We start from the raw sequence: 25,665 nt of genomic DNA on the forward strand, positions 1-25,665 counted from the left end.
GGCGCTGCCCGGCGTGACCGATCCGGAAGTGATCGCCTCACTGACCCCGGCGCGGATCGCCGCCGCCCGAGCCCGGAAAAAGGCCGCCGCCTGAACCTGTCAAGAGGGGGGCGTTTACCCCGCTTACATTCCACGGACAGCCATGCACTGAGAAATGCGTCACGTCGTGACGCAAGAATTCGCAGGACCCGTCAAACTCAGACAAGTTCTCCAGATTCTGGCGAGGCGAATCCGAAATCCAATCACTTACTACGATAGTCGCCGTATTAAGCAGCCTATCTCAAGGAGTGGCCTCAATCCGATAAACAAAAACCTCACCGGACGTCAACGAACCCAGATCGATTTCCGTCGTCCTGACCGTCTTGTTTCCACTCCAGTTCTGCTCCGCAATCTTGCAGCGCCCCCGCCGCCCACCCTCAATGACCACCGAGGTGTGCGCAGGACCAGTCTTGCCATAGCCAGAGATCGCTGCGGTACGAAACTCCACCACATCCCCCGGCTCAATCTGCTCTTTTTCAAAGTTCACCAGTCGACCCCACACTCGCGATTCTCCTGCAGGCCGTTTTGCCCCAGCTGCCTTGAATGCCTCATCGGCCAAGGTCCAACACTCGCCATTGCCAACCTTCTGCTTGAGATTCGATTCACAAAACGCCACCACCTTGGCACGCTGCTCGACCGCCAGCATCTGAGCTTCCTCAATCGCCTTCCGTTCGGCCTCATTCGATTCCTTCTCCGCCGCCCACTCGGCCACAAAATCGCGATCTTCCTCGCTCAAGGTTTCGATCTTGATCGGCACCTCTTTTCGATTCGGCAATTTAACGATGATTCGCTCCTCCGAGACCGAGACCAACTCCGCCTCCAGCGTCCGCCCCTGCACATCGGTGAACACGCGTGCCTCCAGAGGGCCGGATAATGCGGACAAAAAACCTACCAGACTAAACACAAAAAATCGACCAACCATGACTGCCTATAACGCCGACATCACCGTCCCGGCCAGCCAAAAAGGGCTCACCGGAACTCTGATGATACGAGCGAAGCCTCAGTGACGAGCCTGCAAATCGCACTCAACCTAAAAGGCGTCGGACCTTGGTTCGCATCCAAACGTGCGTCTCCCGGCACTTGGTTTCGGGGCCACAACACCCAACATCAAGGCGCCATTTTTCTAGAATGGAATCATCGTGAAAACCAAAGATGCAGAAAACCTAGCCTGATCACTATCTGCACCCCCGTCCCATCGGGACGATCCATGATAGCCGTGGACTTCAGTCCACGGAGCATGGGCGCGAAATGAAGGCGTCACGTAGTGACGGCTCATTTGGGGAGACCTCGCCTACCTCATTGATGCCTCACTACGCGACGCTCCTTTCTACTACCCTCAAACCCGGGGACTGAAGTCCCCGGCTATCATGATTCGCCCTCACAGGGCGAACGACAGGCATCACCCATCTCCCATCTCCCGAAAAAAAGCCCGCCGGAGATCTCCGGCGGGCTTCTTGGAAAACTCAGAGTCTCAACCAGCGATCAACGCTGCTTGAACTTGCTCGTGCCGTAGACCGCGTCGTTGCCGAGCTCTTCCTCGATACGGAGCAACTGGTTGTACTTCGCGATCCGGTCGGAACGGCTCATCGAACCGGTCTTGATCTGACCGCAGTTCGTTGCGACGGCGATGTCGGCAATGGTGTTGTCCTCGGTTTCACCAGAACGGTGGCTGAGCACAGCGGTGTAGCTGTTTTCCTTGGCGAGCTCCACGGCATCGAATGTCTCGGTCAATGAACCGATCTGGTTCACCTTGACGAGAATCGAGTTGGCCACGCCGAGGTCGATGCCCTTCTGAAGGAAATCGACGTTGGTGACGAAAAGGTCATCGCCGACCAGTTGGACCTTGTCGCCGATCTTGTCGGTGAGCGCCTTCCAGCCATCCCAGTCGTTCTCATCGCAGCCGTCTTCGATCGAGTCGATCGGATACTTTTCGGTGAGCTCGGCAAGGTAGGCCGCCTGCTCTTCGGAACCGCGCTTGGCACCCTTGTCCCCTTCAAACTTGGCGTAGTTGTAGACGCCATCTTCGAAGAATTCGGAAGCCGCACAGTCGAGTGCGAAAGTGATATCCTCACCGACCTTGTAGCCAGCTTTCTCGACGGCTGAGGAGATCGTATCGAGCGCATCCTCGGTGCCTGTGAAGGTCGGAGCGAATCCGCCTTCATCACCAACGGCGGTGGAAAGTCCGCGGTCGTGCAACACCTTCTTGAGGCTGTGGAAACACTCGGCGCCCATGCGGATCGCTTCGCTGAAAGTCGGAGCACCGACGGGGCGGATCATGAATTCCTGGAAGGCGATCGGCGCGTCGGAGTGCGAACCGCCGTTGATGATGTTCATCATCGGCACGGGCAGCACCTTGGCATTCGGTCCGCCGAGGTATTTGTAAAGTGGGATGCCGAGCTGGATCGCTGCGGCCTTGGCCACTGCCATCGAAACGCCGAGGATGGCGTTGGCACCGATGTCCTTTTTGTTCTTGGTGCCGTCGATCGCGATCATCGCGGCGTCGATCGAGGCCTGATCGATGGCATTCATGCCGCAAAGCGCGGGCGCGAGCTTGGTGTTGACGTTCTCGACGGCCTTCAGCACGCCTTTGCCTAGGAACACGGACTTGTCGCCATCGCGCAGTTCGTGAGCTTCGTGTTCGCCGGTGGAGGCACCGCTTGGCACGGCAGCACGTCCCAGCGCACCTCCTTCGAGATGCACGTCGACTTCAACAGTAGGATTGCCTCGCGAATCAATGATCTGGCGGGCGCGGATTTCAACAATGGTGGTGTAGTCCATGATTTAGGAATGGTTGGAAGTTCAAGGGTTGAACGGAGTAATCGAATCAATCGTCCAGATGACCAACTGGTCGGTGTCGTGGTCGCGGATTTCGACCTCATCACCGACCACCTGCCCAAACAGCGCGGCTCCGGTCTCGGAGAGATAGGAGACGATGTTCTTCTCGGGATCGGAGTCCCAGGCACCAAGCAGGGTGTGTACCGCCAAGTCGCCTGCCGCATTTTTCACCGTGATGATCGTGCCGATATTGGCAGCGGATGGATCAGCACCCTTGAAGTCGGTGCCACGTGCGAGATCGATTTCTTTCTCCAGGTCGCTCTTGCGGCGCAGCAGGATCTTCTGCATGTCCTTGGAGGCCTTGTATTCGAAGTTCTCTCGAAGATCACCGTAGGAGCGGGCGACCGCGATGTCCTTGGTGTTCTGAGGAATCCGGTTGCGGATCAGGTCGTCGAGTTCGGCCCGTTTGCGTTCGAGGCTTTCCCATGAAACGACAAGTGCTTCTTCGCGCTTCTTGGTCTCGCCGCTGACCAGTTCGCCGGTCTCGGGACGGGCTTTGATCACGCGGGCCATCAGCGACTTGCGGTCCAGTTCGTTGAAAGTCGGGCACTCCATGAGTCGACGACCAAAGTTGCGTGCTTCAGTGGCACCCATCGAGTTGACGATATCGGCAAGCAGCTTCTTGTCGTCGCCCAACTGAGCTTGAAGACGAGTCGTCGTCCTCGGTCCATCCGCCAGGTGGTCGGTTTCGAGCAGGGCGAGAATGGAAGCACCGACGTCTGGTCCGAAGACTTTGGCGGCCATACCATTCCGCTCGCGTGCGACCCAGACCAGGGCATCCGGACCAAGCGAACGACGGGCAAGGGCGGAAGAAAGATGCTCTTCGAGCGCTTTCATTTCCTCCTTCTCGTGGAGAAGCTTCGCAATTTCTGAAACGCCGCGGGAACCAACGCTATCGAAGATCGTGGTCAGCATTTCCACCCAGCGATCCCCGAAGGCTTCAGGGAAGACTTCATAGATGGCACGCTGGCGCGCGGAAGGAAGAGCACCGATCTCGTCTGCCAGTCTTGCCTCCTCTGCGAGCAGGACATTCGCCAGACGCAGCGACTCATCGGCGTGCGCCAAATCGTCGACCGCCTTGATCAGCGCGTCGCGCAGGGAGAGCAACTCGATGGCAGGGCCAAGATGGATGCGTGTGCCCTTCTTCGCCGTTTCATCGATCTCGGCGAGAATGCGCTTCAGCGACTCGAGGTCGTCCTTGAAGAGACTGACGTCCGAGGTGATCGCCTCGAGCGCCTTCGACATCCCTTTCAGATCTCGCGCGGCTTCGAAGTCGGCGAGCAAGGCCTGAGCTGGTGTCATATCGCCATCGCGGAGCGTCAGCGCTTCGGTCCGACGGGCAGGCACGACGACCCTCTTGCTTTCACGCAGGGCACGCTTGGTGGCTTCCCACCATTTTTTGAAGGCCTTGGCTTCGACCACGGCTCCGGAAATTTCCACCTCGAGGGCGTCGACCGTCATTGAGCCTCCGTGACTTTCGAGAAGCAGCACGACCAAGCCCACAGGATCGGACTTGGCGAGTTCCCGGAGTGACTCGAGTTCCTCGACCTTGCGGGCGCGGAAGTCGTCGTCTTCGAGGGATTCGGTTTTCTGCATCGCAAACTGGAGGTCCATGACCTGCCCGCTGCTTTGCTCGAAATCGATCGTCACTTTCTTCGTCGCCAGATCCCAGGAAATCACTTTTCCCGCTCCCCATGACTTGTGGAGGAGAAAGCTGCCAGGGGCGACTTTGTCCAGACGTTCGGCTACGGCTTCATTGATTCTCTCTGCTTCAAGCAGTTTTTGCAGGTCTGGATGCATCGCGAAGGGGAAATTGCGAACGACCGCCCAAAAACGCAAGGCCCATCCGGACGTTTTTCAAACGATCCTGTCAGCGCTCGCTTGAATCAGCGGGCATTACGACCCGTGGACGGGGTCGGCGCGGGGCCCAATTCGGATTCTTTGCCTTGTACAGACTCCGAAACATGGCCCCGATCGAGCATGACCAATCGTCAGGCGCAAGGAACTCACCATCTGCACGCACCGGGCCGTCATAGATCACCTTCATGTCGGCCTCCTGAATGGTCACCCATGCCTCATCTCCTTTATAATACAGCTTTGCCAAGCTCCCATCGGCGCGGGTGATTTCAGCGACACGCTCCTGCGGCGTTACCCTGACCTGCGGCATGCCCGGCACGCCGGTTGGAATGAGAGGCAGCTCCGAGGGCGAGATTCTTGCCGACTTCGGATCATCAGGAGCCTTGCCCAATACCAGCTCCACTTCGAGTGACTCTCCCCCTCGAACCACCGACAACTTCACCGGATCTCCTGCTTTCTTGAGCCTCAACAAGGTCGCGAACTGCGCCTCATTGATCAGCATCTGGTCCTCGAATTTCCACAAAACGTCGTAGCGCTGCAATCCTGCCTTGGACGCCGGACCATCCAAGGCCACCGAGTCGATGAGAAAACCCACACCTTTCGGCACCTCGGGAACCTGGGCCCGCATGCTTTCATCAAGACTGGCCACCACCAATCCGACCCAAGGGATCGAGCCCCAACCAACAGCCACTCCGGGCAAAACAGGTAAGACCGTCGACTTCTTTCCCGCCTCCTCATCGGCGGCCAGCGGCAGAACAAGAAGCGGCATGAGGAGCCACGGGAGAATTGCTCTCATTTCGACACTTAAAAAGAGGTTACCGGCATCAGCACCAGCTCATCACGCGGATGAACGACTCGGACTTCCTGTCCGGACTGCTCATCATGAAAGCGCTCCTCACTGACCACATGTACGTGCCAAGCACGGTGCAAGGTCCCGTCAGCATCGGTCACCAGCGCTTCGTTTTCCTCAGCGGAAACCACGCCTTCCTTGTCTTCAAGCAGCACCACATCCAAAGGCTCCGCAAAAAGACCATCCATCGCCACGACGGGTGCGACTTCTCCAGATGGGATCGACACCGCAATGGCCGCGAACATCACCAGAGCTGCCGCTGCCGCACCTGAGAAATACCGTCCCCACTTCGGCGAGGTCGCCGGACTCCCACCAGCCAGCTCGTCGATGAGTGACTCAAGCGCCAAGGAACCTTCCACACTGAAGGCACTGGGCGTCAGCCGCCGTTCGAGCATGCGTTCAATGGACTCAGGCGTTTCCATATCGTTCCTCCTTCACTTGCCGCATTTCGTTCGCCAATTGCTCCAAAGCATATCGATAGCGGGAAGCCGCCGTGTTCGGCGAAATCGCCAGACTCTCGGAAATCTGAGCAAACGTCAGACCACCCCAAATCTTCATCGTCACCACTTCCCGCAGCTTGTCGCTCAGTCTTTGGACCGCCCTTCGCAAGAGCAAGGCTTCCTCATCCTCCTCCACTGCAGGATCCAGCCAGACATCCTCGAAATCGTTGAGGTAAATAATCGACTCCTCGCGCTTCCGTCGCCGCTTGTCCGATCGGTGGCGGTTCAAGCCACAAAACCGAATCGTCGAAAACACCAAGGGCAGATCAGGAGGACCTCCTCCCTTTTCCTTTTGCAAATTCCAAAGCCGGACAATCGCCTCCTGCACCAGATCCTCGGCATCCTCCCGGCAAGGGGCCCAGCCACGCGCAAACAACAGCAGACGGTGGCCGTTTTCCGACAGCCACTGTTTCCACTCACTCGCGCTTCCTCCCTTCATTCAATGGGAAAATGCCGCCATTTCAGGGATTTGTCTGCAAAATCTTTCTCTTCGCGCTGAACCCCAAGCTCTAAAAAGACTCTGAAAATCAAGGATCATCGACCAATTTATCCCCATTCCACAAAATTTGATGCCAGTCTGACTCGCCAGTTTGCTCACTTCGTGCTTTCCCTCCCCCAGATGCCTCACGAGAAGCAACGCCTGGCCGAAGACCGCGAGCGAACGAAAAACTGGAAACGCTGGGGACCCTACCTCAGCGAACGCCAGTGGGGAACCGTCCGCGAGGATTACTCAGCCAGCGGCTGGAGCTGGGGCGCCTTCCCCCACGACCACGCCCGTCGCCGCGCCTACCGCTGGGGCGAGGACGGCCTCCAAGGCTGGTCCGACCGCAAAGGCCGCCTCTGCTTCGCCCCCGCCCTGTGGAACGGCAAGGACCCGATCCTCAAGGAACGCCTGTTCGGTCTGGGGGGACACGAGGGCAACCACGGCGAAGACGTCAAGGAGTGCTACTACTACCTCGATTCCACCCCCACCCACTCCTACACCAAGGCGCTCTACAAATACCCCCAGGCGGAATACCCCTACATCCACCTCAGGGACGAAAACGCACGCCGCAGCCGCACCGAGCCAGAACTCGAGCTCGCCGACACCGGCATCTTCAGTGAGGGACGCTATTTCGATGTCGTCCAGGAAGTCGCCAAGCGCACTCCTGAAGACATCCTGTGGCGCATCACCATCACCAACCACGGTCCCGATCCCGCCGAAATCCACGTCCTCCCCACCCTCTGGTTCCGCAATGTCTGGGCTTGGGGAAACGAACGTGAGGAACCCCGCGTCAAACCCCACCTCCAGCTCGACGGCCTCCCGGTTCTCGCCAGCCACGAAAAGCTCGGCCACTACCACTTCCACGCCGACTCTCCCGATCTTAAAAAACCCCTACGCTGGTTGTTTACCGAAAACGAGACCCACGCGCCTTCCGTCTTCGGCACCAAGGCCAAAACCCCCTACGCCAAGGATGCCTTCCACCGTTTCCTCATCAACGACGAAAAGGACGCCATCTCGCCCCTCCCCTCAGGAACCAAAACCGCCGCGCTCCTTCACTTCGTCGTCCCTCCCGGTGAATCCGTCACCGTTCGCTGCCGCCTCAATTCCCTGCGCGAAACCAATGACCTCGAAGGCCTCGATCACTTCGAGGAAACCTTCGCCGAGCGCATCGCCGAGGCCGATCTCTTCTACGACGGCATCATCCCCACGGATTCGAAACCCGAAGAGCGACTGATCTTCCGCCAGGGCTACGCCGGACTCCTGTGGACCAAGCAGTTCTACTACTACGTCATCGAAGACTGGCTGAAGGGCGATCGGGACAGCCCGCCTCCCTCCGAGCGCCTTACCGGTCGCAACCACGACTGGAAACACTTCTTTGCTCGCGACATCCTTTCTATGCCCGACAAGTGGGAGTATCCCTGGTTCGCCGCCTGGGACACCGCCTTCCACATGATCCCATTCGCCGCCGTCGATCCCGACTTCGCGAAGAGCCAGCTACTGCTGCTACTACGAGAATGGTACATGCACCCGAACGGCCAGCTCCCGGCCTACGAATGGAATTTTTCCGATGTCAATCCCCCGGTCCACGCCTGGGCCGTGTGGCGGGTCTACAAGATCTCCGACTCGAAAGGCTCGCGTGACCTCGACTTCCTCGAACGCTGCTTCCAGAAGCTGCTGCTCAACTTCACCTGGTGGGTCAACCGCAAGGACGCTGCCGGCAACCATGTCTTCGGTGGCGGCTTCCTCGGACTCGACAACATCGGGGTCTTCGACCGCTCCCACTGCCTACCCGACGGAGCCCAATTGAATCAAGCTGATGGCACGGCGTGGATGGCGTCCTACTGCCTGACGATGCTCGCCATGGCCCTTGAACTCGCGGTCACCAAGCCTGCCTACGAGGACATCGCCTCCAAGTTTTTCGAACACTTCGTCAACATCACCGATGCCATCAACTCACTCGGCGGCACCGGTCTCTGGGACGAAAAGGACGGCTTCTACTATGACCAGCTGATCCTCGACCATGACAAGCCGATCCACCTCAAAACCCGCTCACTCGTTGGCCTGCTCCCGGTGATCGCAGTCACTGTGCTCAAGAAGAAGACCATCGACGCCCTGCCCGGTTTCAGGAAACGGATGGACTGGTTCCTCGTCAATCGACCCGACCTTCTCAAATACATCAGCGTCAGGCGCGTTGATGGTCAGAAAAATCCCCATCGCTGCCTCCTCGCCATTCCCACCGAGGACCGCCTGCGCCGGACCTTCACTCGACTCTTTGATCCCGCTGAATTCCTCTCCGATTATGGCATCCGCTCCTTGAGCAAGATTCATGAAAAGAAGCCCTTCGTCTTCACTCATGGCGACCAGACCAACGATGTCCGCTACTCCCCCGGCGAAGCGGACACCGACATGTTCGGCGGCAACTCAAACTGGCGTGGACCGATCTGGTTCCCGACCAATTTCATGATCATCGAGGCCCTTGAGAGATACTATTACTACTACGGCGATGACCTGAAGTTCGAGTATCCCACCGGTTCCGGCCAATTGCATACTTTACGCGAAATTGCCATCAACCTCTGTGATCGATTGATCTCGCTCTTCCTTCCCGATGAAAATGGCGAGCGTCCCTGCTTTGGCGACGCCAAGCGCTACAGCAAGGTCCCCCACTGGCAGAACCTTCTTCTCTTCCACGAGTACTTCCATGGCGAAACGGGCGAAGGCCTCGGCGCCTCCCACCAGACGGGATGGACCGCACTCGTCGTCCGCCTGATCCGCGAGCGCCGCGAAAAACTCAGGAGCGGCGACTTCACCGAGGATTAGAGTAGAATCGAGCCCGCCGCTCGGATTCCTCACTCACCGCTTGGCGGAGGAAACGGAGAATCACTCACGATCCAGTCCGAGTTCTTCTCGGCAAAGGTATTGAGCACCCACTCACTTGGAATCAGTGCCACCAGATGCCCGTGCGCGTCGCGGACCAAAGTGATCCCCATCGACATTTCCGGCCGGTCGTCCTCATGGGTCTCACCCTCCTTCTTCCTGATCCAACGGGCGATCGACCACGACCCCGACTCGATCCGGGTTTCGGCATCATACTCACCCTGCAAGCGATGCTGCAGCACCTCGAACTGCAAGGGACCCACCGCGCCTAACAGCGGCACGTAGGACCCCGTCGCCTCGATCGGCGTGAACTCCATCACCACCCCCTCCTTGAGCATCTGACTCAGCCCCGCACGGAAGCGCTTGAACTTCGCCGTGCTCGCGTTGTTCAACCACGCAAAACACTCCGGCGCGAAGCGCGGAATCTCATCGAAGCTCAGGCTCTTCCTGGTGGATAGCGTGTCACCGATCAGGAAATCGTGATTGCCCACCAATCCAGCCACATCCCCCGCATAAGCATCGTCCACCGTCTCGCGGTCCTGCGCAAACAGGCGCATCGAATTCGAAAGCCGCACCTTGTCCCCTGTGCGGGTGTGGATCACATTCATGTCCCGTTCGAACTTGCCGCTCACGATCCTTATGAAACTCACTCGGTCGCGGTGCTTCGGATTCATGTTCGCCTGGATCTTGAACACGAAGGCCGAGAACTCGGGAGACTCCGGCTCGATCGTCTTGCCAGCACTGGTGCGTGGCGCCGGTGGCGGCGCCAGTTCGATGAAACGATCCAGTAACAACTGCACCCCGAAGTTGTTCGCGGCACTACCGAAGAACACCGGCGTCAACTCCCCCGCCGCCACCGCCGCCAAATCAAAATCCGCACCCGCTCCATCAAGTAATTCCAACTCCTCGGTGACCTGATCGTAAACATCGGCGTCGAGCTTCTCTCGAACGGCAGGATCACTGATATCACTCACCTCGACCGCCGCCTTGAAGGCACCTTTGGGTGTCCGTTCGAAAAGGTGCACCTGCTTCTTTTCACGATCGTAAACTCCCTTGAAACGAGGCCCATCACCCAGCGGCCAGTTCAGGGGGAAGGCTTGAATCCCAAGCACGTTCTCAAGATCGTCCAGCAGCTCCAACGACGGACGTGCCGGACGGTCCATCTTGTTCATGAAAGTAAAAATCGGCACGCCTCGCTTGCGGCAGACTTCGAAAAGCTTCCGCGTCTGGGCTTCGATCCCCTTGCCCGCATCCACCACCATCACCGCCGCATCCACCGCCGTGAGCACGCGGTAGGTATCCTCCGAGAAATCCTTGTGACCCGGAGTATCCAAAATATTGATCACGCAGTCCTTGTAGTCGAACTGAAGGACCGTCGAACTGATCGAAATCCCCCGCTGCTTCTCAAGCTCCATCCAGTCAGAAGTCGTCGTTCGTTGATCCTTCCGCGCCGTCACGCTGCCGGCCAAATTCAGAGCCCCTCCGTAAAGTAGGAACTTCTCCGTCAGCGTCGTCTTCCCCGCATCCGGGTGGGAGATGATCGCAAACGAACGCCGGCGCGCGACTTCGCGCTTCAATTCGGCAGGAGTAGCAGTCGATTCAGCCATGAGCGGCCCGAGGGCGTAGGCGATGCGCCGCCCCCCTTCAAGGGAAACCCCGAGGAAAGCGGGGATTGCAACGGCAAGGCACGCCGTTTGGACGATCAAACCTACCCGCGGTATCACTCATGCAGCTTCTCCCCCACCCCCGGACATCCGCGGACCTACCCGACCAAGAATCCGCTCCAGCCATTCGCGGTCGACTTCGTCGAAGGCCCCCTTGTCCTCGGAGTCGACATCGAAGACCGCGAGCACCCTGCCTTCGCGATCCCGCACCGGCACACGATCTCACTTTCCGAACGAGCATCGCAGGCAATGTGCCCGGGAAACGCATGCACGTCCTTCACCACCTGCGTTGCTCCCGTCTTCCAAGCCGTGCCGCAGACTCCCCGACCCCACGGGATCCGCCCACATCCCGGCGTCCCCTGATACGGCCCGATCACCAGCGCACTCCCGACCACCCGGTAGAAGCCGGTCCAGAAATAGTGGGGCATCGTTCCGTGCAGCACCGCCACCACGCCAGCCATTCGGGCCAGCGCGTCCGGCTCACCATCCAGCAGCCCGGAAATCCGCAGCTCTGCCTCGCGGTAGAGCCTGCTTTTCTCGCTAGAATCAGGAATCACGCGCCGAATCAAAACCGAGGGCTGACAAACGCGCAATCCTGCATACTTTCAGCGCCGTGAGCTACCAGGTCTTCGCCCGAAAATATCGCCCGAAAACCTTCGATGACGTCCTCGGTCAGGACCACGTCGTTCGAACGCTGAGGAATGCCATCGAACAGAAGCGTCTCGCCCACGCCTACCTTTTCGTTGGCCCGCGCGGCACCGGGAAAACCACCACCGCCCGCATCCTCGCCAAGGCCCTCAATTGTCCGGGCGGACCCATGGCGGACTTCGACCCCGAAAACGACCTCTGCATCGAAATCGCCGAAGGCCGTTCACTCGACGTCCTCGAAATCGACGGCGCCTCGAACAACTCGGTCGATGACATCCGCAGCATCCGCGAAACGGTCAACTTCGCGCCCGCCCGCGGCCAGTTCAAGATCTACTACATCGACGAGGTCCACATGCTCACCAACCAGGCCTTCAACGCCTTGTTGAAGACTCTGGAAGAGCCGCCGGAACACGTGAAGTTCATCTTCGCCACCACCGAGCCGCACAAGATCCTCGCCACCATTCTTTCCCGCTGCCAGCGCTTCGACCTCCGCCCCATCCCTGCGGAAATCATTGCCCAACACATGCTCCACATCGCGGGCAAAGAAGGCATCACCCTCGAAGAGTCCGCCGCCTGGGCCATCGCCAAAGGAGCCGATGGCGGCATGCGCGACGCCCAGTCGATGCTCGATCAACTGGTGGCCTTCTGCGGCGACACCATCCTCGAAGCCAACGTGCTCGATATCTTCGGCTTCACCTCGCGGGAAACGATTGCCTCACTGGTGACTTCGCTGCTCAGCCGGGACACGCCCGCCGCACTGGGACTCGTCCAGCGTGAAGCCGAGGCAGGACGCGAACTCTCCCAGCTCCTCAACGAACTGATCGGCTGCCTTCGCGCCCTGTTGATCGCTGGCCTTGATGCCTCCACTGGTGCCGAAGGAATCCCCGAGGAAACGTGGAAATCGCTCACCGAAGCCGCCTCCGGCTATACTCCGGACCGCATGCTCGCCGTCATCGACGTCTTCGCCGAAACCGAAGGCCGCATGCGTTGGGCAACCAACAAACGACTCCACCTCGAACTCGGCCTGATCAAGGCCATCCAGACGCTGGGCGAAGTCCGCATCTCCGACGTCATCAAAGTCCTCGCCGGAGCCGCCGACCAGTTCCCCTCAAGCAGCGGGGATTTGCCATCCCCGACCCCAGCGGCGGCCAAACCTCAAGAGCCGGCATCATCCCAGCCGGCGCCCAGCAAACCCAAACCTGCGGCTACTCCTGCGCCCCCAAAAGCCGCAGATCCCCAAAAAGAAGCACCCGATATCGACGCCCTCATCGACGCCGCTCCCGATGTTGCCGAGCAACCCGCCGCCCCAATCAAAGCAGAGAGCCCAAAGCCCGAGCCTGAACCCGAAGCGGCCAAGGAACCGGAAGACGATTTCTATCAGGACCCCCTGATCCAGAAAGCTCTCACCATGTTCCAAGCCACTCTAAAATAAATCCCCCAGGCGTCAGCCTTCCATCCGTTTTTACATTGGAAAATTGAGCATTGAAAATTCAGCCACCCAGCTAAGCGAGCCCCAACCATTCAATCCCACCCCACCAACAATCCTATGAACCTCCAGAAAATGATGAAGCAGGCCCAGCAGATGCAAGCCGGCATGCTCGCCAAACAAGAAGAACTCGCTGCCACCGATTTCGAAGCCTCCGTCGGCGGCGGGAAAGTCACCGTCGTCGCCAATGGCGCGGGCGATGTGAAATCCATCACCATCGATCCCGCAGTCGTCGACCCCGAGGATGTCGAATTCCTCCAGGACCTCGTCCTCAAGGGCGTCCAGGAAGCCATCGCCAAAGGCAAGCAAGCAACCGCCGAGGAAATGAAAGGCCTCACCGGCGGCATGGGTCTCCCGGGCATGTAAGAGGCCCAAGAGCACCCATCGTAACGCTGTGATCGCCGCTCCCCGGACGGCCAAATTTCCGCCAGCAGTTCCGCTCCTTCCCCCGATTCGGCATTGGAACATCGATCATCGGAAACTCCGCCCAGGCGGCCCATGCGCACCACTCCCTTCACCCGAAGTTCCGGCTGGCTGCTTGTCGGCCTGTCGCTGGCGCTTCATCTTCTAACAGTCTACGCGTTCGCCCGTCAGCCGGACCGACTGGCCGCCTTCACGGTCATGCCGATTTGGGTTTGGGGCGGCATCGGACTGCTCCTTTCATCCAGCGCATTCTACTTTCTCCGTGCCCCCTTGTCGCTGCTGGTCACCGCCATCTGGGCACTCACCATCCTGCTCGGAGCCGACGAGGCTCGCGTCATCGGCAACCTCGCCACCCCGGCTCCGAAACGCGGCAAACCCGAGCCCATCGACGGCGTCCAACCCATCCGCGTCCTGACCCTCAATACGGCCCTCTTCCGCTTCGGGGATCCTTCCGAAGACATCGCCGCCTGGCAACCCGACATCGTCCTGCTGCAGGAAGCCACCCCATTCCAAGTGAAGAAGATCGCCGACCGACTCTACGGAGGAACCGGTGACTTTCGGGCCTTCGCCCAAAACGGTGTCGTCACCCGCTGGAAAATTCTGAGGGAAGTGCGAAATAGCGACCCGAAGTTCCTCTACTTCAACTACAACGTCACGGTCCAGCCACCCAGCGGACCCACCATCGAAGTCGTCAATCTTCACCTCTCCTCGGCTTCCACCGACCTCCGACTCTGGCAACGCCAGTGCTGGCGGAATCACCAAGCGAACCGCAAACAACGCAAAGTCGAAATCGCCGTCGCCCTCAAGGTCCTCGAAGACACCACCGACTTTCCCTACGGACAAGCCGTGATTCTTGGCGGCGATCTGAACGCCCCGCCCACCGATCCCACTGCCCGGCTTCTGGAACGCGATTTCGATGATGCCTTCAATCGCGCCGGCACCGGCTGGGGCAACACCTTCCAGCGCCGCATCCCGATCCTCAGGCTCGATCAAATCCACACCACCCGCCATTTTACCCCCGTCCGCTGCCGCGCCGTCACCACGCGCCACTCCGACCACCGAATGGTCGTCGCCGACCTGCTGCTGAACTAAGCGAGCGCCCGGACCGCTGACTTCAGTCGGCGCTTCATTCGAAGGTCGGGAAATTTCGTCGCCCATCGTTCCAGCTTTGGGGTACAGGATTCAGGATCCAGGGGTCAGAAAGACAGCAGGCGCTTTCGCGCCCTCTTACTCTTCAGCCTTTCTGCCCTTCTGACCACTGCCCCCTGAATCCCGATCCCCAAAAGCCCGCCCTAACTCTCCGCGGCTCCACTCGATCCCCCATAATCCTTTGCGCCCTTGGCGTCTAGGCGTTTCAATTCCCCCATGCACGAGCCTACCCGCGAATCCCTCGCCGCCGTCCTCGACGAGATCGCCCTGCTCCTCGAAGTCGAGGGTGCCAACCCCTTCAAGACCCGCGCCTACCGCAACGGTGCCGAGATCGTGCGCACCCACGACGAAGACATCCTCGCGCTCGCCAAGGCCAATGAACTCTCGGGCATCAAGGGCATCGGCGAAGCCCTGCAGCAAAAACTCCACGAACTCGCCACCACCGGCAAACTCGAGTTCCACGAAGAACTCCGGGGCAACTACCCCGACTCCTTCTTCGAGCTCTTCGACCTCGAAGGCATCGGCCCGAAAAAGGTCGGTGCCCTCCACAGGGAACTCGGCATCGACTCGATCGCCTCCCTCAAAACCGCCTGCGAGCAGAACAAGGTCGCCGGACTCTCCGGCTTCGGCAAGAAGACCGAGCAAAAGATCCTCGAAGCCATCGCCCGCCGCGACAAGTTCGCCGATCGCTTCCGTCTCGACAACGCCACCATCGCCGCCGAGCAGATCCTGGAAACACTGCGTTCCCACCCCGAAGTACTACGCGCCCAGTATGCCGGATCCCTGCGCAGATCCAAAGAGACCATCGGCGATCTCGACTTCATCGTCGCCACCTCAAAGCCGGCCCAACTGACCGACTTCTTCTCAAAACTCGACATCGCCAGCGACGTCATCGTCCACGGCGACACGAAGTGCTCCATTCGTTTGGACAACGGACTCCAGTGCGACCTCCGCGCTGTCTCCAACGAGCAGTTCCCCTTCGCCCTCCAGTATTTCACCGGCTCAAAGGAACACAACGTCGCCCTTCGCTCCCGCGCCCTCAAGCAAGGCCTCTCCCTCAACGAATACGGCTTCACCGCCGCCGGGAAAAGTACCCAGCACGATCCCATTCCCACCGTCAACGACGAGCGTGACATCTACCGCTGTCTCGGACTCGAATTCATCGAACCCGAACTCCGTGAGAACCGTGGCGAAATCGAAGCCGCCGAGTCCGGTGATCTTCCGAACCTCATCCACTGGGAACACCTGCGCGGCACCTTCCACAACCACACCACCGCCTCCGACGGCAAAGCCACGCTCGAAGAAATGGCCGCAGCCGCCATCGAACTCGGCCTGCGCTACCTCGGCATCGCCGACCACTCGAAATCCTCACCCCAGGCCAATGGCCTCCATCCGGATCGACTGCTCGAACAAGTCGCGGAGATCAGAAAATGGAACGAGCAACGCGGCGACGAACTCCACATCTTTGCCGGCTCCGAAGTCGACATCCTCAAGGACGGCACCCTCGACTTCGACGACGAGATCCTCGCCCAGCTCGACTACAGCGTCGGCTCCGTTCACAACGCCTTTTCCCTCGATGAGGAAACCATGACCAAGCGCATCATCCGGGCCATGGAGAACGAACACCTGACCATGATCGGCCACCTCACCGGCCGCATCCTCCTGCGCCGCGACGCCTACGCCGTGAATCACGAAAAGCTCATCGATGCCGCCGCTGCCACTGGAACCATCATCGAACTCAACTGCAACCCCAAGCGCTTCGACATGGACTGGCGCTGGTGGCACAAGGCCCGCGACAAGGGCGTGCTCTGCTCCATCAACCCCGACGCCCACCACCCGTCTCAATTCCAGTTCCTCCGCCTCGGTGCCCAAGTCGCCCGCAAAGGCTGGCTCCGCAGGCAGGATGTGCTGAACACACGGACGCTGAAGGAAGTCAGAGCGTTTCTATCCCAAACAAAGAGCGAACGTTTTCAGAAAAATCGCTAGCGAGACAACACCACGTTTGCGATACTCGGAACCAAAACCGTTGGTCCGATGCACAAGATCAAAACATTTTCCGGCAACAACGAATCCGAAATCTGGAAGCAGATTGCGGCCGATCTGGGCAGCACCGAAATATTTGACTATCATGCGCAGATAAACCAGGGAGGTCACCAAACCATTCTGATCATTGATATTGATTGGGGCGGCGGCTTTGAAGGCGGCTTTGAATTGACGATTTTCTCCGCCCGTCTAACCAGCAGCAGTGACTACAAATTTGCCATTCATAACGAAGAGTTTATCGACGAGATCGGTAAGTTTTTTGGGATGCAGGATGTGGAATTGGGCTATCCCGAATTCGACAGGAAGGTGGTCGTGAAAACCAATAACGACGAACGGACACGGATGCTTTTTTCCAGCCAGGCGGTTCGGTCATTCATCATTGGATTGGGCACTGATTTCAACATGGGCATTACTGGGAGTGCCCACGATCGAAAACTGGAACTGGCCATTGAAAAAGGAATCACCGACGTGGAAACCTTGCAAAAGATCTATGGCATCTTTTACGATCTTTTGATTCAAATCGATGAACCCGTGTAATTGATTCTGGCGAAGGATTTACCCCTTTTAAAGGGGCAGCTAGTTTCCCCAGAGCATTGGCCTTGCGCAATGGCACTCGGGATTCATCCACTTACCTTGCGTCACGCGAGACCAAGCCCTGACCCGAGGCCTTGCCTATCTCTGGGAAAACAAGCGCACCATCGTCCACCTCGAATCCCCTGAACCCGGCCTCGTCCTCTGGATGAAAATCGCTGCTACCCGTGTCGGCCCGATCCTCCAGGCCTACACGCCCGGCCAGCCTGTTAGAAGAAGCGACGAAAAAGGGCATTTCACCTTCGATGCCCCCTTCCACCATCACCACTTTCGAACCCGGCGCCGTGAAGCCCTCCGCCGACCTGTTAGAGAGCAGCGCCAACCCCAGGACTCAGATCCAGGAATCGAAGAGAACTCAACCAAGGAAAAACCCGATCATCTTAACCACAACCACCAGCACCAGGACAGTCAACCAAATCACTGACACAGCCGTGGTGATGTCCCGCCAACCCTGACCTCTCTCCCTTCTTCGATCGGCCATCTGGACCAAAGACAGCGCCAGAACAGGAGCCGCCAGCAGGATCACTCCCGAATACACTTTTCCCACCAAATCATTCCATCCGATCAGATTCTCAAGGAACGCCGCAATGGCCCCGCCTCCAATTGGCAAGGCCAGCAAGCTCAGGCAGCCCATGGAGGTGCATATCCTCGGGGCTCCTGGCGCTTCAATATCAATCCAATCACCACTGAGGATTCGTTCGAGCAGCTTGGTTTCCCCCTTCCACTCCCAAATCCAGGCCTCCGTCTGCTCGCCTTCCCACTCGTTTCCTTTGTGAATCGAGTTGCCGGAAAAAACAGTAACCCTGGTCCTCCGATACTCCTCCCCTTCGAAGGCATCCAAGTCCCGCAGCTTCTCGTCATCGACCCTCCAAAGCTCCCCGGCAACCATGCCTCCTTCGTCAGAGAGGACAATCGCCGGATACCAATCGACCCGATAGAGAAGCCCTCTAACAAATCCAGGATACATCCACTCCGCACCCTCCATGCGAAACGCGTTCGACGCCCCGCGTCTCAGCGTGCCGTAAACAAAAACCAGATGACCGCCATCAGACATTCACTTCATCCCTGATGCCCAAGTCATCCATCACTTCGCGTCCTTGGCGACTTGGCGTTTCAAATCTTCATCGACCTAACCCCGATACCCGATCTCGTTATCAAGGTAGTTCCGCAATTCATCCATGCCCTCACCCTCTTCGGCGGAAACCGGGATCACTTTGATTTTGGGAAAGCGCTGCTCGAAAATCTTGAGGTTCTCCTCCGCACCTTCGACATCCATTTTATTGGCAATCACCATCCAGGGAAAGGCCGCCAAGTCCTCGTCATACTGTTTCACTTCCGTCCGCAGAATCTGCAGATCGGAAATCGGATCGCGTCCTTCGCTCCCTGCGATATCGACGACGAAAAGCAGCATCCGGCAACGCGTGATGTGCCGCAGGAATTCGTGACCGAGTCCGCGGTTCTCGTGCGCCCCTTCAATCAGCCCCGGAATGTCGGCCAGCGTGCAGCGCCTGAACCCCGGGAACTCGACCACACCCACCACCGGCTTCAGCGTGGTGAAGGGGTAGCTGGCGACCTTGGGATGAGCATGCGAAAGCTTGCTGATCAGCGTCGACTTTCCGGCATTCGGAAAACCCACCAAGCCGGCATCCGCGATGCGCCGCAGTTCGAGATAGTAGACTCCAAAATCCCCTTCGGTTCCAGGAGTGAACTCGGTCGGCGTCTGGTGGGTTGCCGTTTTGAAATGGACGTTGCCCTTGCCTCCGATTCCCCCTTCGCAGAGTCTGAATTCCTGACCTTCCTCGGTCAGATCGGCCACCGGTTCGAGGTCGATGCCCTCTTCGGATCGCTCCATCTCCGCCGCTTCCTGGGGGGTTTTGGCCGTCGAACGATAGACCACGGTTCCTGGCGGCACCTTGCCAATGATGGTCTTGCCACCCTTGCCGGTCTTCTTGTGGCGTCCGCCGGGATTGCCGTTTTCCGCAATCAGTTTCGGATCGAAATGGTACTGCCGAAGGTGATCGGTCGACGAGTCGACCTTGAGGACCACATGGCCGCCATTGCCACCGTCGCCCCCATCCGGACCGCCCCTCGGCACGAACTTCTCCCGACGAAAGGAGGCATGTCCTTTTCCCCCGTCGCCCGCCTTGGCAAAAATCCTGATGTGATCGATAAACATGCTGCTTTCCGTGGATGCTGAGCGCAGCGTGTGGGCTTTTCAACCCTTCCCGTCCAGCGATTTCAGAGGGAATCCTCGCCGCACAAATCCAAGAACTCCTTTCGCAATGGCGGAAGCGGGGTTAGCCTCCCTCAGAAAATGGCAGATTCTCAGATCCAGCTCGAGGGCACCTTGATTCTCGCGGACCCTTCACTACGCGACGGTTTCTTCAACCGCTCGGTGATTCTGTTGGCCAGTCACTCCGCCGATGAGGGGGCCCACGGACTGATCCTCAACCAGCCCACCGGCCACGACGTCGGGGACTTTCTCAAAGACGAGGCCTTTTCCCATCTCGCAAGAATTCCCGTATATGTCGGCGGACCGGTGTCGCGCGAGCAACTGACTTTCTCTGCCTTCTGGTGGAACCCCCACGACGGCCTCCACTGGCAACTGCGCCTGCCCGCGCACGAAGCGATCGAACGATCGAAGCAACCCGGAATCATCGTCCGGGCATTCGTTGGCTACTCCGGCTGGACCGCCGGCCAACTGGAATCCGAACTGCGTCGAGAGTCGTGGATCCCAGCCAAGCCCCATCCCACGCTCTTCGGCAAGGAACACAACGACCGCCTCTGGACCGAGATCCTTGGCGATCTTTCGCCCTATCATCGTATCCTCGCGGAAGCACCAGAGAACCCCGGAAAGAATTAAAAGACGTTCTCCACCCGGTTCACCTTCGGCTTTTCCCCTTCCTGAAGGATCACTTCGATCACGTCAAATCGCCACGGGATATCCCGGGTACCAAGCAGCCGCAGCCATTCATTGGCACCGCGACGAATCAGCTTCCGCTTGGCCCGGTTGACCGCATCGAGTGGCCGACCAAAATCCGTCGAGGTCCGCGTCTTGACCTCGGTGAAAAGCAGCACGGCGCCATCTTTCGCCACAATGTCCACTTCGCCACCCTGAGGTGCCCGGAAGTTGTTGTAGAGAAGTTTCGCGCCGGTCGAGCGCAGCCAGGCCTGCGCAATTTTTTCGCCACGGAGACCAATCTCCGCCGGGGTCACGCGCTGGCCATCAGCTCCGGTCAATTGGCAAGGAGCATTGAGCGACGGGCTGAAACGAGAAACGATGGATGCCACACGGGCCATGACGACGGAGCGCTTCAAGATGCCCCTTCGTACCATAGCCCTTGTGCCGCTCAAAGCCGTAATCCGGAAACTCTTCGGCGTAATCCAGCATCCGCCGGTCACGCGCGACTTTGGCGATGATGCTTGCAGCCGCGATGGATAGCGAAAGTCCGTCCCCCTTCACCACGCCCTTGTGGGAATAGGCAAAGTTCGGCACCGCCAGACCATCGATCAGGCAGTGGTCGACCTCGATACCCAGGCCAGCGACGGCCCGCGCCATCGCCGCATGCGTCGCACGCAGGATGTTGATCCGATCAATCTCTGCGGGTTCGGCGTAAGCCAGCGACCAATGCAGACCGGGCGTCGCCATGAGGGATTCAAAAATCCGCTCGCGCTTGGCGGCACTGAGCTTTTTGGAGTCGTCGAGATCCGCGCAGGAAAAACCGGGAGGCAGCACGACTGCCGCCGCCGACACCGGTCCCGCAAGAGGACCACGACCTGCCTCGTCCACCCCCGCGACCATCTTGAAGCCCCGGGCGTGACAATCAGCTTCGAGGGAAAGGTCAGGCATCGTGCAGAGCTTCTCGGTTGATTTCATCCGCTTCCTCCATCATCCAAGACGCTGGTCGCGAAGGCCACTACGACTACCGTAAGGTGCTTGCTTGGCGAGTAAGAAAAAGGAGGAGGCCCCGTTGGGAACCTCCTCCATCGAATGAGCGGCGGACCGCCTGCCGCACTCAGAATTGACGGAAACGATCGACCATCTGCATCTGCGAGTTGGTCTTCGTGGCAAAAATCTGGGTGGCATAGACCATGCCGTCATCGGCCACGTAGACGCCAATGCCGGTGGCATCCCAGTTCTGCTTGAGGTTGTATGCGTGCGTCTTTGAAGACGTCCATGCATGGGTAAGCTGACTGGGGATGTCGCCCCGAATCACGCCGCCCGCGACGTTCTCAGCGACCGAAGCCATTCCGAACTGGCGCTGGGCGAGAAGCGAGCGTTCTTCGAATCCATAGTGGGAAATGTTGTCAGAACCCAGAGTGAACTTCCCCCGGTTTCTCGCCATAAAGTGGCAATGATCCATGGCCATCCGATCCAGGGCCGCATGGCGGGGAATCTGAGACTTACCGATCGACTGACGATACTGGGTGATCGACTGACGCAACTTCCCGGCGACGGAAGAATCATTGGACGTGGTCGCGGCGGACATCGGGACACGCGTTGTGTCCAGATCAGTCGCGCACGATGCCAAAAGCACCGTGACCCCTGCGACCAATCCATAGAGCAGGCTGGTTGTTTTCATGTGTGTTTGCGTGGGTGAGACAGCAATCGCGAAATACCTTTCAAAGCCTTGAAAGTAAATCTGTTTTTACTATTCTACGCGATGGCGTAGGTGTTCACAATCAGCGACTTCCAACTACATACACCTAAGTTCCAAGTGCTTATGCCGAGCCCCTGAGCGGGCCTCGATTCCCCATCAAGCACCGTCGAGAGAATCCCTCGCGGCTCCCATTTCGAGGCTCAGCGGACCGGCTCTTCCAATTCCAGCAATTCGCTCATCGCCTCGAGGAAAGCCTCGGCCGAACTGCTGGTGCCGTGCATCATGGTCGAATCCTTGACCAAAAGTTTGGGCATTTTTGGCGTTTTGGCGGTCCAGCGCGCGAAGTCGGCAAAATTGGCCGCCAACTGATTCTCAATCCATGGATCCTCGAGCGCGGCTTCCAACTCCTCCTCCGTCACCTGCTGGAGAATGAGCTCGCGCACGAAATCCGGGGTGGCGGGAAAGGCCTCGAAGAGTGCGTTATGGATCGCCTCGAAGGCCTCCGGTTTGATCCTCCAAATCGCCAGTGCCATCCGCGCAATCTCACAAGCCCCACCATGATTGCTCATCGCTGGCGTCATGTTTGGATTGCACGCCCGATCAAGCGGAGTGGGTAGGCAGATCACCGTGACCTGATCCGGATAAGTTGCTTGAAGCGTCTTCAAATCGCCGTGGAGATCGCGGCATGAAGCACAGAGATAGTCGAAATATTCCACCACGACGTGGGGTGCTTCGACCGGCCCAAAGTGGGGAAGCTCTTTGACCGGATAGCTTTTCGCACCACCGAAAAACGAGACGCTTCGAAGGGCCGAATCCGGCGGGGATTGCCCACTCTCGGAGTCCGGACTGAGCGAATTTACCGTAAATACTTCCTCCGTAATAACATGCGTATGAGAATGAGGACCAGCGATTTGACCTAGGATTAAGATCCCCAGAATCATCGCGGATGTTGCCAGCGGAAGACCGGGCTTCGCAAGCTTCGGCTTGAGACCAAAAAGGATCACGAACCCGCTACTCAGGCCGAGCAAATGGCTCGCGAGACACCAAGGACAGAAACTTTTCAGCACCAGAACCTGGAGACCCATGAACCAAACTGCGGCCCCGATCAGAAGCATTGCCATGATGAACAGAGGCGTGCTCCGCGGACGAAAGGTCAGCCCCAGAAGACCCAGATACAGGAAAGAAGAAAGGAGGCTCACCGGCATCAGAAACCACTCGGACCAACGCGAGCCGAGCACGTTGGAGCAGCCACTTCCCGCCCCACAACCGGCGATCGACGAGATCTGACCGCTGAGCTTCAGCCAGGTCAGCCAGACAGACACGAGCAAGCCCAGCGCAGCCAGGATTCGAACGATGATTCGCGGGACTTTCTTCACTGCGCCGAATCAAAGCCGCTAAGCCGCCATGCGCAAGGACCAGATCTTCGTTAAGCCGTCCGCCCGACTGCGAGCGCCGGATCGATCCTCGGGCGGGCTCACCCGATCAAGTCGCCAATCGATCCAAAGTCAGGCGTGAAGAGACGTTTGTACATTCTCGTTGCATAGCCATCGGTCATCCCTGCCAGAAAGTCGCAAACCAATCGGGCACGATCCCACTCGCTCCCTGCCGCTTCGATCCCCGCAGCGGCGTCCTCCGGGAGCAGCTGGAAAAGCTGGCCGTCGACAGCATTGCCACGGACGTAGCGTTCTTCCAAGACCTCCCAGAGACCCCGCAGAAGGAAGCTGCCCTTGTGCTCGAGCTGTTTCAATTGGGGCGAGAGGAAAACCACATCATAGGCCAGCTTCTTGAAGACGGTCGACTCGGCCTTCACCTCGGGATCGACCACCAGTCGAAAACGGTAGCGATTGCTTTCGGCACTCAGAAAATTGACGTCGCTCTCAAGACGGCATGCCCGGATGTATTTCCCGATCCGACTTCCCACAAAGGGATCGACCCGCTGGGTTCGAATCGCCGCCATCAGCTTGCCAAGTGGCGATCCCTCTCCGCACGAAACCCCACTCTTCTCCGCCCACCGCTCAATCTTCTCGATGGTGAGAAAACCCGCCCGAACACTGTCGGAGAGATCGTTGAGCGAGTAAGCGGTGTCATCCGCCCAGTCCATGATCTGACACTCGATCGACTTGAAGGCATCCCGCGCGTCGCCCGGTGCGTACTCCGCTGGAAAGTCATGCCCGCCCATGGCCCAGTCGAGCCATGGATTCTGAAAATCGTAGAGGAAGTGATTCTCCGGGACTTCCTTGTCGACGTACTTTCGTTCGCTCCACAGCGACTTGTACTTGAGCACCGCATCGAGAAAAGCCCGGCTCGGATCCATCCCCGTTCCCTTCACCGAGAAAATCCGTTCGGTCAGGAGCCGCAGCGTTTGCGCATTTCCCTCGAAGCCTCCCCAACCGGCTGTTAGATGATTCAGGGTTCTTTCACCAGCATGCCCGAAAGGCGGATGACCGAGGTCATGAGACAGGCAGGCCGCTTCCACCAGATCCGGATCGATGAAGAAATCATCCGCAAGCAGGTCTCCCTCTGACTTGAGCCAATGGCAAATCGAGCGTCCGATCTGCGCCACTTCCAGCGAGTGGGTCAGGCGTGTCCGGTAGAAATCATACTCGCCACTCCAGAAGACCTGCGTCTTGTTCTGAAGTCGGCGGAAGGCGGGTGTGTGAAGGACGCGGTCCCGATCAATCTGAAACGGAGTTCGAAAGTCGCCATCGCTCTCCTTCCCCGAATGCCGCTCGCTATCAAACTTTCCGTAGAACCCATTCTCCATCGCCCCTCTTGCTTAGCCCGGACCGGGTCGGCCGGGCAAAGCAAATCGGGCGGAAGAAAGAAGCGGCTTTCGGGATGGCATCACGCCACCGATCACTCGGCAGCGACTTCTGGAGAAGCAAAGTCCTTCCTGGTCTTGGGACCTTCAGCACCGGTAATCGCCTGGCCAATCTTGCCGAGACTTTGAAGCTTCCCAAGACGGGAATCCAAACCGACGTCCTCACCCGCGAGTTGATTGATCTCGGCAAGCATGTTCGGATCATCTCCTGGGTCCACCGTCGTCGGATCGACGCCCATCATACGGCTCGCTTCATCGATCTGGTTACCGCGCTGGCCGATTTCTTCCAAAGCTTCGTCGTAGTTCTCCGAGCCCTTGCCCATCATCTTCACGTCCTCGACGCCTTCCTTGAGGCTCACGGTGAGGTGCTCGACTTTGCCACGCAGCGTCGGAGAAACAGTAAACGCCGTCGCGGTGCCACCAAAGAGACCAATCAGCAAAAGATTCACGGCCCAACGGGCACGAGACGCCTTCTTCTTGATGCGACCCTCGCGCTCTTCGAGCAAGGCGCCAAACTCAGGATCCGTCTCGGTCACCGGAGCATGCTCGATTTTGCCAGCTTCAGTCGGCACAGCCGTTTGCTCCGCCGCCGGAGCTTCGGCCATCGGCTGAGCAAGGGAAGCAGCTTTGACAGGTGCGGCGGTCGCGATCGGCGCTTCGGGTTGCTTGAGCGCCTCTTCAAAAATACGGTTAAGTTCTTCTTTGGTAGCCATGGAAATCAACTTACCTTAACTAAGTTCCACTTTGAATTCATTTCCTTTCCGCAATCACGGCTCCGCAATCACGTAATTTCCTTGTCG

23 protein-coding genes and 1 pseudogene are annotated in these 25,665 nt (G+C 58.6%); 8 read left to right on the plus strand and 16 right to left on the minus strand.

Annotation, left to right across the window (positions count from 1 at the left end; genetic code table 11):
* Positions 1–280: 280 nt before the first annotated feature.
* The 6 genes from WBG04_RS11255 to WBG04_RS11280 form a co-directional block, all read right to left on the minus strand.
* Positions 281–922, minus strand: coding sequence for a hypothetical protein (locus tag WBG04_RS11255; protein ID WP_424314527.1), 642 nt, complete (start codon positions 920–922; stop codon positions 281–283).
* A 599-nt stretch (positions 923–1,521) separates the two neighbouring features.
* On the minus strand, positions 1,522–2,817 hold the full coding sequence (eno, locus tag WBG04_RS11260) for a phosphopyruvate hydratase (RefSeq protein WP_424314528.1): 1,296 nt from the start codon (positions 2,815–2,817) through the stop codon (positions 1,522–1,524).
* 21 nt (positions 2,818–2,838) lie between these two features.
* Positions 2,839–4,674, minus strand: coding sequence for a GreA/GreB family elongation factor (locus tag WBG04_RS11265; protein ID WP_424314529.1), 1,836 nt, complete (start codon positions 4,672–4,674; stop codon positions 2,839–2,841).
* Between the two features lie 70 nt (positions 4,675–4,744).
* Positions 4,745–5,527 carry a PDZ domain-containing protein gene (locus WBG04_RS11270; RefSeq protein ID WP_424314530.1) on the minus strand — a complete coding sequence of 261 codons (783 nt, stop codon included), beginning with the start codon at positions 5,525–5,527 and terminating at the stop codon, positions 4,745–4,747.
* An 8-nt stretch (positions 5,528–5,535) separates the two neighbouring features.
* A complete protein-coding gene (locus WBG04_RS11275) occupies positions 5,536–6,003 on the minus strand; it encodes a hypothetical protein (RefSeq protein ID WP_424314531.1) in 468 nt (155 codons plus the stop codon).
* The gene (locus WBG04_RS11280; protein ID WP_424314532.1) at positions 5,990–6,520 is read right to left on the minus strand and encodes an RNA polymerase sigma factor; all 531 of its coding nucleotides are present in this window, start codon (positions 6,518–6,520) and stop codon (positions 5,990–5,992) included. Before WBG04_RS11280 ends, WBG04_RS11275 begins: the two co-directional genes overlap by 14 nt.
* A gap of 180 nt (positions 6,521–6,700) precedes the next feature.
* On the opposite strand from WBG04_RS11280, the gene WBG04_RS11285 reads away from it, so the two are divergent.
* Positions 6,701–9,382 carry an MGH1-like glycoside hydrolase domain-containing protein gene (locus WBG04_RS11285; protein ID WP_424314570.1) on the plus strand — a complete coding sequence of 894 codons (2,682 nt, stop codon included), beginning with the start codon at positions 6,701–6,703 and terminating at the stop codon, positions 9,380–9,382.
* Positions 9,383–9,411: 29 nt separating this feature from the next.
* On the opposite strand, the gene WBG04_RS11290 is transcribed toward WBG04_RS11285, so the two are convergent.
* Both WBG04_RS11290 and WBG04_RS11295 read right to left on the minus strand, forming a co-directional pair.
* Entirely contained in the window at positions 9,412–11,046 is a 1,635-nt protein-coding gene (locus WBG04_RS11290) for a peptide chain release factor 3 (RefSeq protein ID WP_424314533.1), read from the minus strand.
* Between the two features lie 117 nt (positions 11,047–11,163).
* Positions 11,164–11,672, minus strand: a pseudogene (locus tag WBG04_RS11295) (GAF domain-containing protein).
* 44 nt (positions 11,673–11,716) lie between these two features.
* On the opposite strand from WBG04_RS11295, the gene dnaX reads away from it, so the two are divergent.
* The 6 genes from dnaX (at position 11,717) to WBG04_RS11325 (ending at position 17,867) form a co-directional block, all read left to right on the plus strand.
* Positions 11,717–13,183, plus strand: coding sequence for a DNA polymerase III subunit gamma/tau (gene dnaX, locus WBG04_RS11300; RefSeq protein ID WP_424314534.1), 1,467 nt, complete (start codon positions 11,717–11,719; stop codon positions 13,181–13,183).
* Positions 13,184–13,297: 114 nt separating this feature from the next.
* The gene (locus WBG04_RS11305; RefSeq protein ID WP_424314535.1) at positions 13,298–13,603 is read left to right on the plus strand and encodes a YbaB/EbfC family nucleoid-associated protein; all 306 of its coding nucleotides are present in this window, start codon (positions 13,298–13,300) and stop codon (positions 13,601–13,603) included.
* Between the two features lie 132 nt (positions 13,604–13,735).
* Positions 13,736–14,752, plus strand: a complete 1,017-nt coding sequence (locus WBG04_RS11310; RefSeq protein ID WP_424314536.1) for an endonuclease/exonuclease/phosphatase family protein — start codon at positions 13,736–13,738, stop codon at positions 14,750–14,752.
* Between the two features lie 273 nt (positions 14,753–15,025).
* Complete coding sequence (polX, locus tag WBG04_RS11315) at positions 15,026–16,795, plus strand: DNA polymerase/3'-5' exonuclease PolX (RefSeq protein ID WP_424314537.1); 1,770 nt, start codon at positions 15,026–15,028, stop codon at positions 16,793–16,795.
* A 48-nt stretch (positions 16,796–16,843) separates the two neighbouring features.
* Positions 16,844–17,389 carry a hypothetical protein gene (locus tag WBG04_RS11320; protein ID WP_424314538.1) on the plus strand — a complete coding sequence of 182 codons (546 nt, stop codon included), beginning with the start codon at positions 16,844–16,846 and terminating at the stop codon, positions 17,387–17,389.
* Between the two features lie 118 nt (positions 17,390–17,507).
* Positions 17,508–17,867 (plus strand): phosphatidylserine decarboxylase, encoded by a 360-nt coding sequence (locus WBG04_RS11325; protein ID WP_424314571.1) that lies wholly within the window; start codon positions 17,508–17,510, stop codon positions 17,865–17,867.
* Here the strand turns inward: WBG04_RS11325 and WBG04_RS11330 are convergent.
* Positions 17,799–18,497 (minus strand): gamma-glutamylcyclotransferase family protein, encoded by a 699-nt coding sequence (locus WBG04_RS11330; protein WP_424314539.1) that lies wholly within the window; start codon positions 18,495–18,497, stop codon positions 17,799–17,801. The two genes, WBG04_RS11325 and WBG04_RS11330, sit on opposite strands and share 69 nt — an antisense overlap.
* Positions 18,498–18,572: 75 nt before the next feature.
* Positions 18,573–19,619, minus strand: coding sequence for a GTPase ObgE (gene obgE, locus WBG04_RS11335; RefSeq protein ID WP_424314540.1), 1,047 nt, complete (start codon positions 19,617–19,619; stop codon positions 18,573–18,575).
* Positions 19,620–19,757: 138 nt separating this feature from the next.
* Between obgE and WBG04_RS11340 the strand changes: the two genes are divergently transcribed.
* A complete protein-coding gene (locus tag WBG04_RS11340) occupies positions 19,758–20,306 on the plus strand; it encodes a YqgE/AlgH family protein (protein ID WP_424314541.1) in 549 nt (182 codons plus the stop codon).
* Here WBG04_RS11340 and WBG04_RS11345 read toward each other — a convergent pair.
* The 6 genes from WBG04_RS11345 to WBG04_RS11370 all read right to left on the minus strand — a co-directional run bounded on the left by WBG04_RS11345 (position 20,303) and on the right by WBG04_RS11370 (position 25,578).
* Positions 20,303–20,683, minus strand: coding sequence for a YraN family protein (locus tag WBG04_RS11345; RefSeq protein WP_424314542.1), 381 nt, complete (start codon positions 20,681–20,683; stop codon positions 20,303–20,305). The genes WBG04_RS11340 and WBG04_RS11345 overlap by 4 nt on opposite strands.
* The gene (locus WBG04_RS11350; protein WP_424314543.1) at positions 20,670–21,320 is read right to left on the minus strand and encodes a ribonuclease HII; all 651 of its coding nucleotides are present in this window, start codon (positions 21,318–21,320) and stop codon (positions 20,670–20,672) included. Before WBG04_RS11350 ends, WBG04_RS11345 begins: the two co-directional genes overlap by 14 nt.
* Positions 21,321–21,459: 139 nt before the next feature.
* Positions 21,460–22,026 (minus strand): CAP domain-containing protein, encoded by a 567-nt coding sequence (locus WBG04_RS11355; RefSeq protein WP_424314544.1) that lies wholly within the window; start codon positions 22,024–22,026, stop codon positions 21,460–21,462.
* A 218-nt stretch (positions 22,027–22,244) separates the two neighbouring features.
* Positions 22,245–23,420: a vitamin K epoxide reductase family protein gene (locus WBG04_RS11360; protein ID WP_424314545.1), complete on the minus strand. Its 1,176-nt coding sequence runs from the start codon at positions 23,418–23,420 to the stop codon at positions 22,245–22,247.
* 98 nt (positions 23,421–23,518) lie between these two features.
* Complete coding sequence (gene dgt, locus WBG04_RS11365) at positions 23,519–24,808, minus strand: dGTP triphosphohydrolase (protein ID WP_424314546.1); 1,290 nt, start codon at positions 24,806–24,808, stop codon at positions 23,519–23,521.
* A gap of 92 nt (positions 24,809–24,900) precedes the next feature.
* Positions 24,901–25,578, minus strand: coding sequence for a hypothetical protein (locus WBG04_RS11370; RefSeq protein WP_424314547.1), 678 nt, complete (start codon positions 25,576–25,578; stop codon positions 24,901–24,903).
* Between the last annotated feature and the right edge of the window lie 87 nt (positions 25,579–25,665).

The organism is Haloferula sp., from assembly GCF_049672945.1.
Classification (GTDB): Bacteria; Verrucomicrobiota; Verrucomicrobiia; order Verrucomicrobiales; family Akkermansiaceae; genus Haloferula.

Excerpts from the sequence above, each read along its gene's own strand:
- eno (WP_424314528.1), bottom strand. The coding sequence starts at position 2,817 with ATGGACTACACCACCATTGTTGAAATCCGCGCCCGCCAGATCATTGAT.
- WBG04_RS11265 (WP_424314529.1), bottom strand. The coding sequence starts at position 4,674 with ATGCATCCAGACCTGCAAAAACTGCTTGAAGCAGAGAGAATCAATGAA.
- WBG04_RS11270 (WP_424314530.1), bottom strand. The coding sequence starts at position 5,527 with ATGAGAGCAATTCTCCCGTGGCTCCTCATGCCGCTTCTTGTTCTGCCG.
- WBG04_RS11275 (WP_424314531.1), bottom strand. The coding sequence starts at position 6,003 with ATGGAAACGCCTGAGTCCATTGAACGCATGCTCGAACGGCGGCTGACG.
- WBG04_RS11280 (WP_424314532.1), bottom strand. The coding sequence starts at position 6,520 with ATGAAGGGAGGAAGCGCGAGTGAGTGGAAACAGTGGCTGTCGGAAAAC.
- WBG04_RS11285 (WP_424314570.1), top strand. The coding sequence starts at position 6,701 with ATGCCTCACGAGAAGCAACGCCTGGCCGAAGACCGCGAGCGAACGAAA.
- WBG04_RS11290 (WP_424314533.1), bottom strand. The coding sequence starts at position 11,046 with ATGGCTGAATCGACTGCTACTCCTGCCGAATTGAAGCGCGAAGTCGCG.
- WBG04_RS11305 (WP_424314535.1), top strand. The coding sequence starts at position 13,298 with ATGAACCTCCAGAAAATGATGAAGCAGGCCCAGCAGATGCAAGCCGGC.
- WBG04_RS11310 (WP_424314536.1), top strand. The coding sequence starts at position 13,736 with ATGCGCACCACTCCCTTCACCCGAAGTTCCGGCTGGCTGCTTGTCGGC.
- polX (WP_424314537.1), top strand. The coding sequence starts at position 15,026 with ATGCACGAGCCTACCCGCGAATCCCTCGCCGCCGTCCTCGACGAGATC.
- WBG04_RS11320 (WP_424314538.1), top strand. The coding sequence starts at position 16,844 with ATGCACAAGATCAAAACATTTTCCGGCAACAACGAATCCGAAATCTGG.
- WBG04_RS11330 (WP_424314539.1), bottom strand. The coding sequence starts at position 18,497 with ATGTCTGATGGCGGTCATCTGGTTTTTGTTTACGGCACGCTGAGACGC.
- obgE (WP_424314540.1), bottom strand. The coding sequence starts at position 19,619 with ATGTTTATCGATCACATCAGGATTTTTGCCAAGGCGGGCGACGGGGGA.
- WBG04_RS11340 (WP_424314541.1), top strand. The coding sequence starts at position 19,758 with ATGGCAGATTCTCAGATCCAGCTCGAGGGCACCTTGATTCTCGCGGAC.
- WBG04_RS11350 (WP_424314543.1), bottom strand. The coding sequence starts at position 21,320 with ATGAAATCAACCGAGAAGCTCTGCACGATGCCTGACCTTTCCCTCGAA.
- WBG04_RS11355 (WP_424314544.1), bottom strand. The coding sequence starts at position 22,026 with ATGAAAACAACCAGCCTGCTCTATGGATTGGTCGCAGGGGTCACGGTG.
- dgt (WP_424314546.1), bottom strand. The coding sequence starts at position 24,808 with ATGGAGAATGGGTTCTACGGAAAGTTTGATAGCGAGCGGCATTCGGGG.
- WBG04_RS11370 (WP_424314547.1), bottom strand. The coding sequence starts at position 25,578 with ATGGCTACCAAAGAAGAACTTAACCGTATTTTTGAAGAGGCGCTCAAG.